9 protein-coding genes are annotated in these 12461 nt (G+C 59.5%); 6 read left to right on the top strand and 3 right to left on the bottom strand.

Annotation, left to right across the window (positions count from 1 at the left end):
- Nucleotides 1–111 precede the first annotated feature (111 nt).
- Nucleotides 112–879, bottom strand: coding sequence for a DsbA family protein (locus AB4Z23_RS13795; RefSeq protein WP_421476405.1), 768 nt, complete (start codon nucleotides 877–879; stop codon nucleotides 112–114).
- A gap of 171 nt (nucleotides 880–1050) precedes the next feature.
- Here AB4Z23_RS13795 and AB4Z23_RS13790 point away from each other — a divergent pair, with 171 nt between their 5' ends.
- On the top strand, nucleotides 1051–2208 hold the full coding sequence (locus AB4Z23_RS13790; RefSeq protein WP_421476501.1) for a pyridoxal phosphate-dependent aminotransferase: 1158 nt from the start codon (nucleotides 1051–1053) through the stop codon (nucleotides 2206–2208).
- 30 nt (nucleotides 2209–2238) lie between these two features.
- Here AB4Z23_RS13790 and AB4Z23_RS13785 read toward each other — a convergent pair whose 3' ends face one another.
- A complete protein-coding gene (locus AB4Z23_RS13785) occupies nucleotides 2239–2922 on the bottom strand; it encodes an ArsR/SmtB family transcription factor (RefSeq protein WP_025593299.1) in 684 nt (227 codons plus the stop codon).
- Nucleotides 2923–2996: 74 nt separating this feature from the next.
- On the opposite strand from AB4Z23_RS13785, the gene AB4Z23_RS13780 reads away from it, so the two are divergent.
- The 3 genes from AB4Z23_RS13780 to AB4Z23_RS13770 all read left to right on the top strand — a co-directional run bounded on the left by AB4Z23_RS13780 (nucleotide 2997) and on the right by AB4Z23_RS13770 (nucleotide 4537).
- Complete coding sequence (locus AB4Z23_RS13780; protein WP_421476403.1) at nucleotides 2997–3323, top strand: NIPSNAP family protein; 327 nt, start codon at nucleotides 2997–2999, stop codon at nucleotides 3321–3323.
- Complete coding sequence (locus AB4Z23_RS13775) at nucleotides 3320–3685, top strand: antibiotic biosynthesis monooxygenase family protein (protein WP_421476401.1); 366 nt, start codon at nucleotides 3320–3322, stop codon at nucleotides 3683–3685. The genes AB4Z23_RS13780 and AB4Z23_RS13775 overlap by 4 nt, the downstream gene beginning before the upstream one ends.
- Nucleotides 3686–3832: 147 nt before the next feature.
- The gene (locus AB4Z23_RS13770; RefSeq protein WP_025593304.1) at nucleotides 3833–4537 is read left to right on the top strand and encodes an SDR family oxidoreductase; all 705 of its coding nucleotides are present in this window, start codon (nucleotides 3833–3835) and stop codon (nucleotides 4535–4537) included.
- A gap of 206 nt (nucleotides 4538–4743) precedes the next feature.
- On the opposite strand, the gene AB4Z23_RS13765 is transcribed toward AB4Z23_RS13770, so the two are convergent.
- Entirely contained in the window at nucleotides 4744–7701 is a 2958-nt protein-coding gene (locus AB4Z23_RS13765) for an Rne/Rng family ribonuclease (RefSeq protein WP_421476399.1), read from the bottom strand.
- A gap of 645 nt (nucleotides 7702–8346) precedes the next feature.
- On the opposite strand from AB4Z23_RS13765, the gene AB4Z23_RS13760 reads away from it, so the two are divergent.
- Both AB4Z23_RS13760 and AB4Z23_RS13755 read left to right on the top strand, forming a co-directional pair.
- Nucleotides 8347–9618, top strand: coding sequence for an N-acetylmuramoyl-L-alanine amidase (locus AB4Z23_RS13760; RefSeq protein ID WP_421476397.1), 1272 nt, complete (start codon nucleotides 8347–8349; stop codon nucleotides 9616–9618).
- 326 nt (nucleotides 9619–9944) lie between these two features.
- Nucleotides 9945–12389, top strand: a complete 2445-nt coding sequence (locus tag AB4Z23_RS13755) for a penicillin-binding protein 1A (protein WP_003512768.1) — start codon at nucleotides 9945–9947, stop codon at nucleotides 12387–12389.
- Nucleotides 12390–12461 lie beyond the last annotated feature (72 nt).

The following is a 12461-nucleotide window of genomic DNA, read 5'->3' as shown; positions in this document are numbered from 1 at the left end:
AGAAAATCAGCGACACCTATAGACTGCGCAGCCTTCAAGGAAAAGCCCCCGAAAGCCGTAAACAGCCGGCAGGCCCGGCATCCACAGGGAATGCAGCGGCTTTTTGCGGAATCAGGAGCAGGTGGCTTTTCCGCAGCTGCGCATATTGGCGATTTTTTCCTTCAACGGGTCCGCACCAACAGCGCCGAAAACAGCCTCGTTGCCGACGATATAGGACGGTGTTCCTGTTATGCCGAGGCTGTTGGCGAGCTTGTAGGTTTCCTGCACCTGCGCGTCGTTGGGGTTTTCTGCCATCGATTTGCGGATGTCGGCTTCCTTGAGACCGAGCGACGTCGCGACTTCCATGGCGCTGTCTTCATTCGCCCGTCCGCGGCCGCCAAGCAAGGCGCGCTGGAATTCGGGATATTTGGCAGGCGCAAGCAGCTTGACGGCGTTGGAGACCCGATGCGCGGCGACCGATTCCGGCCCGAGGATCGGGAATTCCTTGAGCACGACGCGCACTTTCTTGTCCGTCTTCAGAATATTGTCCATGTCGCCCATGGCGCGTTTGCAATAACCGCAATTGTAATCGAAGAACTCGACCAGTGTGACGTCGCCGTCCGGATTGCCGAGCGCCAGATCGTATTTCGATTCGAAGATGGTCTTCTGGTTGTCGGCCACGGCTTCCGCCGCCTTGGCGTTGCGGGTCGCATATTGCTTGCGTTCAAGCGCGTCCTGAACTTCAAGCATGATCTCGGGGTTCTCGATCAGATATTGCTTGATGAACTCGCCGATTTCCTTCTTCTGCTTGTCATCGAGGGCATGGGCGGGCAGAGAAGCGAAAGCCATGGAAAGGGCCGTTACGCTGGCGAGAAGGGTTGAACGGAGAAGATGCGCCATATCGGTCCTCATACTGTGCGGCCAATGCCTCATGAATGTTATGATGCAATTACCTTACTTTAAGCCAAATGCCATACGCCAAAAATAGTTGTCCGCATTATGGTCGCACGATTGTGAAGCGTGTGATTCTGGGGCAAGTCTCTGAAATACGGTTCAGGAAAGAGCATGCCCTTGATAACGATGTCGAAGCGGAGCGCAGTCGAACCCTTTCACGCCATGGATATTCTGGCGGAGGCGAACCGGCGACGGCAGGCGGGACGCCCCGTCATTTCCATGGCGGTTGGCCAGCCTTCCCATCCCGCACCGAAAGCCTCTCTGGCGGCCGCGCAGGAGGCGCTGAAGCATGGGCGGATCGGCTATACCGATGCGCTGGGCCTGCGTGAATTGCGCGAAGCGATTGCCGGCCACTACCGTCTGCGCCACCAGGTTATCGTCGATCCGGCGCGCATTGCCGTCACCACCGGGTCTTCTGCCGCTTTCAACCTCTCCTTCCTCAGCCTTTTCGATGCCGGTGATCATGTCGCGATCGCAAGGCCCGGTTATCCCGCCTATCGCAATATCTTGAAAGCGCTTGGCCTCAATGTCGTGGAAGTGCCGGTAACGGCGGAAACCGGCTATACGCTGACGCCTGCCAGCCTCGAGCGGGCGGAGACGAGGGCGGGCTGCAAGTTAAAGGGCGTGCTCCTGGCAAGCCCGGCCAACCCAACCGGCACGGTCACCGGCCGCGAAGCGCTGAAACGGCTAGCAAACTATTGTGAAAGCCGGGATATCGCCTTCATTTCCGACGAGATCTACCACGGCCTGACTTTCGTCGGCGAGGAAACGAGCGCGCTCGAACTCACCGACAATGCCGTCGTCATCAATTCCTTCTCTAAATATTATTGCATGACCGGCTGGCGCATCGGCTGGATGGTCCTGCCGGAAAATCTCGTCCGTCCGGTCGAATGTCTTGCTCAGAGCCTGTATATTTCACCGCCGGAACTATCCCAGCTGGCGGCAACCGCAGCCTTTTCGGCGGCAGAGGAACTGGACGTCTACCGGGAAAGCTACCGCACCAACCGCGATTTCCTGATGACGCGCCTTCCGGAAATAGGCCTGCCGCTGGCGTCTCCCATGGATGGCGCATTTTACGCCTATGTCGATACCAGCCGCTTTTCCAATGACAGCATGGATTTCGCCAAACGCATGTTGGCGGAAATCGACGTGGCGGCGACGCCCGGCATGGATTTCGATCCAGAGGAGGGCCACAGGGCGCTGCGCATTTCCTATGCGGGTTCGGTGTCGGATATTGCCGAGGCCGTTGGGCGCATTGCTGGTTGGCTGAAATAAGCCCTCGGTTCTTCTCCCCTTTGGCGGGGATCAGGCGGGCGAGCAACCGAAGGTGCTGGCAAAGGCCTTTTCACCCTTTGTGGTGAAGGTCAGCACGCGCCCGTTTCCTTGCCGCAGCCAGTCGCGCTGCTGCATGGCTTTCAGAAGCGATGCGCCGAGCCCGCCGCCGAGGTGGTGACGACGTTCGCTCCAGTCCAGGCAATGCAGGCAAACCGGGCGCCTTGCCTTTTCCAGCGGCGAAAGATCAATGCCGAAGCTCGAGAAGAAACCCCGCCCGCTATCCGTAAGTGCGGGATCGTCGCCTGATGTCACGAGACCTTTTGCGGTGATGGTCGAAAGCAGTGCCACGCCGCTTTCTCCGGCCAGATGATCGTAACAGATGCGCGCCTCGCGAAGCGCGGTGTCCTTTGGTCCGGTACGCACGCGCACGGCCCCGGTGCGCTGCGCAAGTCCCATCAGCGCTTCAAGAACCTGCGCCACATCCGCGTCGGAAAGCCGGAAATAGCGATGCCGCCCCTGTTTTTCCGCTTTGAGCAATTGGGCGTCGGAGAGTTTTGACAGATGCCCGCTAGCGGTCTGCAGTGTCACGCCGGCGGCTTCGGCAAGCTCGCTTGCCGTCAGCGCGCGTCCGTCCATCAGCGCCGTCAATATGTTGGCGCGGGCGGGGTCGCCGATCAGGGCGGCGACATTTGCGATCAAGGGTCCGTCTTTCATAGTTCGATGATAGCCGAAGCATTGATGTGAGGCAATGGCGTAGACAGGAAAGGCACAACACGAGGAGACCGACGATGCTGACCTGTTTCATCCGTTACGAGATCGACCCCTTCAAGGTCGATGCTTTCGATCACTATGCCCGCAACTGGGGTGAGGCGATACCGCGCTGCGGCGCCGATCTGATCGGCTATTACGCGCCGAAAGAGGGATCGAGCACTATTGCCTACGGCGTCTATAACATCGAAAACCTTGCCGCGTACGAAGCCTACCGGGCGCGACTTGCTGCCGACCCGGCAGGGCAGGAAAATTATGAATTCGCCCGGCGCGAGCAATTCATCCGCCGTGAGGACAGGCTGTTCCTGAGGCTGGCATCTGCGCCGCACGGCGGAGGCGGACGATGATCGCCGTCATCTTCGAGGTCTGGCAGGCTGAGGGCGAAAAACAGCACTATCTCGATATTGCCGCCAGCCTGCGCGCCGAGCTCGAAACCATCGACGGCTTCCTGTCCGTCGAACGCTTTCAGAGCATCAGCAATCCCAACAAGATGCTTTCGCTGTCATTCTTCAGGGATGAGGAGGCGGTGAAGGCATGGCGCAACACCGCGCCGCATCGAGCAGCACAGTCGCTGGGACGGTCCGGCGTCTTTTGCAATTACCGCCTGCGTATCGCCACCGTGATGCGGGACTATGGTTTGAAGGAGAGGGAGGAGGCCCCTACCGACAGCAGACAGGTCCATGCGGCGGATAATCAAGTGCGGCGTTGACGGGCCTTCAGATCAGTTTTTCTTCAAGCCGGTCCAAGGCTTTCTGGTTCGAACTCGCTGCCAAAACCCGCTATAGATGGAGCGGGTTATGGATGGAGAAGGGCTACCACGCGGCGGTCCGCCCGATTGGACATGGAGAGAAGAACGATGTCGGCAGAAAAAGTGGCGATTGTGACGGCAGGCGGCAGCGGCATGGGCGCGGCCGTGGCGAAACGTCTAAGCGCTGATGGTTACAAGCTCGCGATCCTGTCGTCCTCCGGCAAGGGAGAGGCGCTGGCGAAGGAACTGGGCGGCATCGGCGTCACCGGCTCCAACCAGTCCAACGACGATCTCAATCGACTGGTGGAGCTGACGCTCGAAAAATTCGGCCGTATCGACGTTCTCGTGAACAGTGCAGGCCATGGCCCGCGCGCTTCCATCCTCGATATCACCGATGAGCAATGGCACACGGGTCTTGATGTCTACCTGATGAACGTCATCCGCCCGACACGGATCGTGGCTCCATTCATGGTGAAACAGAAAGCCGGGTCGATCGTCAACATCTCGACTGCCTGGGCTTTCGAGCCGAGCAGCATGTTCCCGACTTCTGCAGTGTTCCGCGCCGGCCTTGCTTCCTACACCAAGATTTTTTCCGATACCTATGCGGCCGACAATGTGCGCATGAACAATGTTCTGCCCGGTTGGATCGATAGCCTGCCAGCCACGGAAGAGCGCCGCCAGGGTGTGCCGATGCAGCGTTACGGAACGAGCGAGGAGATAGCCGCAACCGTTGCCTTCCTCGCCTCGGAAGGTGCGGGTTACATCACCGGCCAGAACATCCGCGTCGATGGTGGTCTGACACGGTCTGTTTGACGATTGGCATATCGGGCTTCCGTCACCCCGGACTTGGTCCTTTGCCAACGCGGTCAAGTCGTTGATCGGGAGAGATTTCTTTCACGGCGCAGACGCGCCGTGGCTGGATGCCGGATCGATTACGGCGTGAGATAAACCTAACATCCGCTAACAAAGCAAAACGCCCGCAACATGGTTGCGGGCGTTTTTCGTTTCAGTGTCTTCTATCAAAAGAAGCCTTTGCGCTGCCACCAGCCGCCCTTGCGCGGCTTCGGCTCGTCGCCGTCAGGGCTGGCGGGCGTGCCCGACGAGGTCACGACCGGCTCCGAATTCGAGACATTGCTGCCCCGGTTCGCGCGAACCTTTTCTTCCGTCGCGGGTGCTACCGCTTCCGAACCCAGATCGGCCGAGGCTTCACCCACTTCGTCGAGGGCGACATCGACGACGGTTTCCACAACGACTGCGGGCTCGACGATCACCGGCTCGACCGTTTCAACGGTTTTCGCTGCGACTTCAGCCTGCGGTGCCGCTTCAGCCGGCGGCACGTCTTCGGTCTTGGCCTTCGCCTTGCGGGTGCGGCGCGGTTTCTTCGGGGCTTCCGCTTCCCCAACGTCGGCAACCACACCTTCCACCACTTCGGCAGCGGTAGGCTCTTCGGTTACGGATGCTGCGGCGGAAACCTCTTCGCTTTCGCCTTCCGTTTCGCCTTCTTCGCCGGACTCATTGCCTGCGGCATCGAGAGCCTCGTCTTCAGCACGGTTGCGACGGCCGCCACGCTTGCCACGACGGCGACGCTTGCGCTTGCCCTCTTCATCAGAGCTTGCAGCTTCGTTCACACCGTTTTCATCAGCGTCGTCTGCGGCTTCATCGGTTTCGACGCCATCTTCGTCATCCGCATCATCAGCGCCGGTGTCATCGCCAGCCTGCGCATCAACTGCACCGTTCTGGTCGTTCTGTCCGCCTTTGCCACGACGGCGACGACGACGCTTGCGCTTGCGCTTGCCGTCTTCACCGTTGTCGCCCTGCTGCTGTTGCTGGCGCGGCTCGCTGGCCTGCGCCTTGACGATTTCTTCCTCTTCTTCGTCCTCTTCCACCTCAACAACGAAATCGTCTTCCTCTTCCACGAAGCTCGGGAGCATCTGGATAAGGCTTTCGATCTTCACCGGATTTTCAACCGCTTCACCACGATCGATGGCGAAATGCTGCGCGCCGACGCCGGCATCGGCCGCAATGATGATCGCCACACCGAAGCGGCCTTCATAATCGACAATCGTGCCGCGCTTGTGGTTGAGCAGGTAGAGAGCCGTTTCCGGCGTGCAGCGCACGGTGATGTTGTGGGTCGTGTTGCGCAGCAGATATTCCTCAACGCCGCGCAGCACGTGCAGCGCGATGGAGGATTCCGAGCGAACGTGACCCGTGCCGCCGCAATGCTGGCAGACCTGCGTGGTCGATTCCAGCACCGAAGCGCGGATGCGCTGGCGCGACATTTCCAGAAGGCCGAAATGCGAGATACGGCCGACCTGGATGCGCGCCCGGTCGTTTTTCAGGCAGTCCTTGAGCTTCTTCTCGACGGAGCGGTTGTTGCGCTTTTCTTCCATGTCGATGAAGTCGATGACAACAAGACCGGCAAGGTCGCGAAGACGCAGCTGGCGAGCCACTTCTTCCGCCGCTTCCAGATTGGTCGTCAGCGCCGTTTCTTCGATGGAATGCTCGCGGGTCGAACGACCGGAGTTCACGTCGATGGCAACCAGAGCTTCCGTCTGGTTGATGATGAGGTAACCGCCCGATTTCAGCGTAACCTGCGGCTGCAGCATGCGGTCGAGCTGGGCTTCAATGCCCGAGCGCGAGAAGATCGGGTGGATGTCGCGGTAAGGCTGAACCACCTTGGCGTGGCTCGGCATCAGCATCTTCATGAAGTCTTTTGCTTCACGGTAGCCTTCTTCGCCCGAAACGATGATCTCGCTGATATCCTTGTTGTAGAGATCGCGGATCGAACGCTTGATGAGGGAGCCTTCCTCGTAAACAAGGCAGGGGGCCGTGGAGTTCAACGTCAGCGTGCGGACGTTTTCCCACAGGCGCATCAGATATTCGAAGTCGCGCTTGATCTCGACGCGGGTGCGGTTGGCGCCTGCAGTACGCAGAATGACGCCCATGCCCTGCGGAACTTCCAGATCGCGCGCGATTTCCTTCAGGCGCTTGCGGTCGGTCGGCTGGGTGATCTTGCGGGAAATGCCACCGCCGCGTGCGGTATTCGGCATCAGCACGGAATAACGGCCGGCAAGCGACAGATAGGTGGTGAGTGCGGCACCCTTGTTGCCGCGTTCTTCCTTGGCAACCTGCACGAGAAGGATCTGGCGGCGCTTGATGACTTCCTGAATGCGGTACTGCTTGCGCGGCTTGCGGGCAACGCGATCGGGAACCTCTTCCATGGCGTCTTCGGCGCCGACGGATTCAATCACTTCCTTCTCGTGATGATCGTCATCATCGTCGTCGTCATCATCATCATTGCCACGGCGAAGACCCTCGACTTCCTCGGAAATCGTATCTGTATCGACCATGGCAGCCATTTCGCCGCCCGTGCTGCCGTCTTCTTCGGAAGAGGCCTCAGCAGTGGTGTCGGAAACGGCTTCTTCTTCCGCTACCTTCTTCTTGGCGCGGGGGCGGCGGGTACGCTTCTTCGGTGCTTCTTCCGCAACGGCCTCGACGGCCACAGCAGTCACATCTTCGGATACCTCTTCGGCAGCGGCAGCGGCAACGGTTTCGTCCACGACCACGGCGTCAGTCGTCTCGCTGACGGCAACGATGCCGACATCCGGCTGGTCCGCCTGCGACAGGTCGACAGCCGGTGCGCCGGGCTCGGGGGCGTCAGCCGATTCAAAGTCGTCGCTGCGGCGATGATCCTCGGCTTCCGCCTTGAGGAGCGCCTGACGGTCGGCGAGCGGGATCTGGTAATAGTCAGGGTGGATTTCCGCAAAAGCGAGAAACCCGTGGCGATTTCCACCGTAATCGACGAACGCCGCCTGAAGGGAGGGCTCAACCCTCGTGACCTTGGCAAGGTAGATATTGCCGCGGATCTGTTTCTTGTGCTCCGATTCGAAGTCGAATTCCTCGATCCGGTTCCCACGGACAACGACTACGCGTGTCTCCTCTTCGTGGGAGGCGTCGATAAGCATTTTGTCTGCCATGTAAGCTGTGCTCCTCGGCGCAGCCTTGTTTTATACGAGAACAGGCCCGCCACACGGACGAGCCTTTCATATGAGTGCAAGGATGTGCCGGAAATGAAGTCTCCAGCCGGGCCTCTGTAAACTGGCAGCATCCGGACCGACGGCGAGGCGCTTGGCCTGCTCCTGGTATCCGGTTCATATGAAAACTGCTGCGACATCATTGGCCAGGCGGAACGACAATAATATATAGACCCCTTGGGGTCCGATGAATTTGCTCTCCTCAGAGCAGCGGTGGCATTGCCACCGGGTAGGTCTCCGACCACGGCCGGAATTGATCCAGTTTCAGGATAAATGTAACGACGGCAGATGATTGCCCGTTTTGCAGCGCCAGCGTCTTTTTCGATTGGCAGCCGGCGGGCATCTATCCCGTCAACACTTTTAACCCTCATCCTTGTTGTATGTTTTCTCTGTCATAATAGCAATAGGCTGGCTAAATATGCCATATTGTTGGTGGAATTTCCGGGTTAACAATTGGTTCACCAACGCCTGCGATTGTGGGGCGCAAACGCACAAACACGCGTCCGGCGTGCCCGAAACTACGACGTTCCCGGCACTTTGCCGCACCATTTATGAAAAATGACTGAAATACGGAATTTCTTGAAGACCATGAATTTCACGCGCAGCGCAGCGATATTCGATGGGGCAGGGCCGCTTGGCGCGCGAATCGCGCGGCTTGCGGGTGCCCTTGTCTTGCCGGTTGTCTTTTCGGTCGCCGCATTAGTCTCCTGCGTTCCACAGGCCTTCGCCGTGGAGCCGCTCATCGCCAATCAGGCACGCATCATCGGCGACGAGGCGCGCACGCGCATCGTTCTCGATTTTGCCGAGGAGCCGGAATTCGACATTCACTATCTCGATTCGCCCGCCCGCATCGTCGTGGACTTTCCGGCGGTGAATTTTGCGTTCCCCGCATCGGCTCTGGCGCCAACCGGCCTTTTCTCGGACATTCGCTTCGGTAGCATGGGGCAAGACAGCGCCCGCATCGTGCTGACGGCAAAAAAACCGGTTCAGGTGGCGGTTGCCGAAACCAAGAAGGGCGAGGACGGCACATCGTTCCGCTTCGTCCTGGATGCGGAGATCACCACCAAGGCCAAATTCGCCGAACTGGTGAAAGAGCAGCAATGGCGCGCGCCGACGCCGGTCTCGACAGCGGCGATCACGCCTGACGACAAGACATCGCGGCAGACGGATTTCGTCATCGCTGTTGATGCCGGCCATGGCGGCATCGATGCCGGCGCTTCCGGTGGCGTAACCGGCACGGAGGAAAAGGTCATCACGCTGACCTTTGCCAAGGAACTTGTGGAGCGGATGAACCGGGAGCCCGGCATCAAGGCGTTCCTGACGCGTGATTCCGACACGTTTCTCGCTCTGTCCGAACGGGTGACGATCGCCCGGCAGAACAATGCCAACCTGTTCATTTCATTGCACGCCGATACACTGAAGCAGAAGGGCATCCGGGGCGCGACCGTCTATACATTGTCAGACCGCGCCTCAGACCGCAGGGCGCAGGAGCTGGCCGAGCGCGAAAACAAGTCCGACCAGATTGCCGGTGTGGCAGCCTCCAGCGAGCCGCCTGAGGTGGCCGATATCCTTCTCGATTTCACCCGGCGCGAAACACAGGCCTTTTCGGTGACGCTGGCAGAAAATATCGTATCGTCCTTCGAGGGACAGGTCGGCCTCATCAACAATCCGCATCGTTATGCCGGTTTCATGGTGCTGCGCGCCCATGACGTGCCATCGGTGTTGCTGGAACTCGGCTTTCTCTCCAATCCGGAAGATGAAAAACTGCTTCTTGATGCGGAATGGCGCAAGAAGGTCGCCGATACGCTTGCAACTGCGGTCGGACGATACCGCACCAAGGCCATGGCGAACGGCGGCTGAAGGGCCGGGCGGGTAAGCGGCGCCCCCGTTGTTGCCGTGCCCCTTGCTGCCGAAAAGCTGTTCAATTCTTGGGCCTTGCGGACGATTAGGTTGGTGAAGCCCTATTTTACTCACATTCGCCGCGTTATTGCGGAAGCGGATTCTGTGGTGATCCGCCATTGCGGCTGGAACCGCAATTGCGGCAGTCGGCCCGGTAACATATCAGCGAATGCTGTCGTTCCGGCTTGTCATCGAAGGTATGGTGTGCAAAACGGCACGCGATATGCAAGGATGCGCCCGTATCATCGGGCGTTGATGGTTACGATTCGAATTATCGGTAGCTTGGTATGATCAGACTGATTGGATATTTTTTCGGCTTGGCCAGCGTGCTCTTCCTGTGCGCCGCCGCCGCCGGTGCAATTTATTTGCACGGCGTGACGAAGGACCTGCCGGATTACGCAGTTCTGAGCACTTATGAGCCGCCGGTGACGACCCGCGTGCACGCCGGCAACGGCGCGCTCATGGCGGAATACGCCCATGAAAAGCGCCTGTTCCTGCCGATCCAGGCTATTCCGGACCGTGTGAAGGCAGCTTTCCTTTCGGCGGAAGACAAGAATTTCTACAACCATCCGGGTGTGGACATCTGGGGTCTCGGCCGTGCCGTTCTCGTCAACCTCCAGAATATCGGCTCCGGCCGTCGTCCGGTCGGCGCGTCCACAATCACCCAGCAGGTGGCAAAGAACTTCCTGCTCACCAACGACCAGACCTTCGACCGCAAGCTCAAGGAAGCGCTTCTGTCCTTCCGCATTGAGCAGACCTATTCCAAGGACAAGATCCTCGAGCTTTATCTCAACGAGATCTTTTTCGGCCTGAATTCCTACGGTATCGCCGGTGCGGCACTCACCTATTTCAACAAATCGGTCACCGAACTGACGATCGCGGAAACCGCCTATCTCGCGTCGCTGCCGAAGGGCCCGGCCAACTACCATCCGATCCGCCGCGAGAAGGCGGCGCTGGAGCGCCGCAACTGGGTGATCGACCGCATGGCCGAGAACGGCTATATCACGGTCGGCGATGCCGAGGACGCAAAGAAGCAGCCGCTTGGCGTCAATCTGCGCCGTGGCGGCGCGCATATCTTCGCGTCTGACTATTTCGCCGAGGAAGTCCGCCGCCAGATCGTCGAGAAATACGGCGAGCAGGCGCTTCTTGAAGGCGGCCTTTCGGTTCGCACCTCTTTCGATCCGCAGATCCAGATGGAGGCGCGCAAGGCGCTTCAGGACGGTCTGGTGCAATATGACGAGCGTCGCGGTTTCCGCGGACCCGTCGAAAAGATCGAGACAACCGGTGACTGGACTGCGGCGCTCGCCAAGGTAAAGGGCCTTCGCGACGTTCCCGAATGGAAGATCGCAGTTGTCCTCGCCGTTGCTGCAGATGGCATTGATATTGGCGTGCAGGTCGATCCTGATGCCGAGGATGGCGACAAGCGCACACGCGGCCATATCTCCGCTGAAAACATGCGTTGGGCCTATCGCGATGCCACCGGCAAAAAACCGACGGCTAAGTCGCCGGTTGGCGTTCTGGCTGTTGGTGACGTCGTTTACGCACAGCCGCTGTCCGGTTCCGGCAACGAATATCGTCTGCGCCAGCCCCCGAAGGTGCAGGGCGGCATGATGGTGATGGACCCGCACACCGGCCGCGTTCTGGCCATGGTTGGCGGCTTCTCCTATGCGCAATCGGAATTCAACCGCGCCACGCAGGCGATGCGCCAGCCCGGCTCCTCCTTCAAGCCGTTCATCTATGCGGCTGCACTCGACAACGGCTATACCCCGGCCTCGGTCATTCTCGACGCGCCAATCGAGGTTGTTTCGGGCGGTCAGGTCTGGAAGCCGCAGAATTACGGCGGGGGTTCCGCCGGTCCTTCGACCCTGCGTCTCGGCATCGAAAAATCCCGTAACCTCATGACAGTGCGTCTGGCGCAGGACATGGGCATGAATCTGGTGGCTGAATATGCCGAACGCTTCGGCATCTACGACAAGATGCCGCCGCTTCTGGCAATGTCGCTCGGTTCGGGCGAAACAACCATCATGCGCATGGTCTCGGCCTATTCTGTGATCGCCAATGGCGGCAAGCAGATCAAGCCGACGCTGATAGACCGCATCCAGGACCGTTACGGCAAGACGATCTTCCGGCATGAGGAGCGTGCCTGCGAGGGCTGCAACGCCACCAGCTGGCAAAATCAGGATGAGCCGGTCATCGTTGATAACCGCGAGCAGGTTCTCGACCCGATGACCGCTTACCAGACGACCTCCATGCTTGAAGGTGTCGTGCAGCGCGGCACGGCGGCGGGCAAGATCAAGGTCGATCTGCCGGTTGCTGGCAAGACGGGCACCACCAACGATGAAAAGGACGCCTGGTTCGTCGGTTACACGCCGGACATGGTTGCCGGTCTTTATATCGGCTTCGATTCGCCCGCACCGCTTGGGCGCGGCGGCACCGGTGGTTCGCTGTCGGCACCGATCTTCGGCGAGTTCATCGCCGATGCGGCCAAGCACCTGGAACCGAGCAAGTTCATCGTGCCTGAAGGCATGAAGTTCATCGCCGTCAACCGCAAGACCGGCATGGCCGCTTCGGAAGGCGAACCTGATACGATCATGGAAGCCTTCAAGCCGGGCACCGGCCCGGCCGATACCTTCTCGGTGATCGGCGCGGAAGGCATGTCGCAGGAGGATATTCTGAAGACCTCGCCACAGGCCCAGCAGGCCATCACCGGCGGTGGCGGCGGTCTTTATTGATACCAGTCTTATGTTTGGCGGGGGGGGGCGGGTCTTTACATCCGCGCCCCCCGCATTTATTTGAGCTACCAG

The sequence above is a fragment of the Agrobacterium sp. MCAB5 genome (assembly GCF_052114365.1).
GTDB classification, from domain to species: Bacteria; Pseudomonadota; Alphaproteobacteria; order Rhizobiales; family Rhizobiaceae; genus Agrobacterium; species Agrobacterium tumefaciens.
The sequence above is the reverse complement of the archived record's forward strand: the minus strand, read 5'-3'. Positions and strand labels throughout refer to the sequence as shown.

Excerpts from the sequence above, each read along its gene's own strand:
- AB4Z23_RS13795 (WP_421476405.1), bottom strand. The coding sequence starts at position 879 with ATGGCGCATCTTCTCCGTTCAACCCTTCTCGCCAGCGTAACGGCCCTT.
- AB4Z23_RS13785 (WP_025593299.1), bottom strand. The coding sequence starts at position 2,922 with ATGAAAGACGGACCCTTGATCGCAAATGTCGCCGCCCTGATCGGCGAC.
- AB4Z23_RS13780 (WP_421476403.1), top strand. The coding sequence starts at position 2,997 with ATGCTGACCTGTTTCATCCGTTACGAGATCGACCCCTTCAAGGTCGAT.
- AB4Z23_RS13775 (WP_421476401.1), top strand. The coding sequence starts at position 3,320 with ATGATCGCCGTCATCTTCGAGGTCTGGCAGGCTGAGGGCGAAAAACAG.
- AB4Z23_RS13770 (WP_025593304.1), top strand. The coding sequence starts at position 3,833 with ATGTCGGCAGAAAAAGTGGCGATTGTGACGGCAGGCGGCAGCGGCATG.
- AB4Z23_RS13765 (WP_421476399.1), bottom strand. The coding sequence starts at position 7,701 with ATGGCAGACAAAATGCTTATCGACGCCTCCCACGAAGAGGAGACACGC.
- AB4Z23_RS13760 (WP_421476397.1), top strand. The coding sequence starts at position 8,347 with ATGAATTTCACGCGCAGCGCAGCGATATTCGATGGGGCAGGGCCGCTT.
- AB4Z23_RS13755 (WP_003512768.1), top strand. The coding sequence starts at position 9,945 with ATGATCAGACTGATTGGATATTTTTTCGGCTTGGCCAGCGTGCTCTTC.